The organism is Halomonas elongata (assembly GCF_029081005.1).
Classification (GTDB): Bacteria; Pseudomonadota; Gammaproteobacteria; order Pseudomonadales; family Halomonadaceae; genus Halomonas; species Halomonas elongata_B.
In genome coordinates this window covers 1-350 of the sequence record NZ_JAJQTQ010000147.1, presented here as the reverse complement: position 1 = coordinate 350, position 350 = coordinate 1, and the positions used below count along the sequence as shown (strand labels likewise).

At 71.7% G+C, this 350-nt stretch carries 1 protein-coding gene; it reads right to left on the bottom strand.

Annotated elements, in window-relative coordinates; all coding sequences use genetic code 11:
- Window positions 1-350 (bottom strand): FAD-linked oxidase C-terminal domain-containing protein (locus LU493_RS19845; RefSeq protein WP_275289515.1); only part of this gene is annotated, 350 nt, incomplete at both ends.

Below are 350 nucleotides of genomic sequence, written 5' to 3'. Positions count from 1 at the left end.
TTGCCGTGCTCGCCCCACAGCAGGCCACCGTAGCGTCGGGTCAGCGCGGCGACCGCGTCGGAGAGCTCGCGGATCAGCGCCTCCTGGGCCGGGTCCTTCATGTCGATGGCCGGGCGTACGTGCAGCACCCCGGCGTCGACGTGGCCGAACATGCCGTAGGCCAGGTCGTGGGCGTCGAGCAGGGCACGGAACTCGGCGATATAGTCGGCCAGGTGCTCCGGGGGCACCGCGGTGTCCTCGACGAAGGGGATCGGGCGCTTCTCGCCCTGGACATTGCCGAGCAGGCCCACGGCGCGCTTGCGCATGGCGTAGACGCGCTGGATGGCCGCACGCCCCTCGGCCAGGATCCG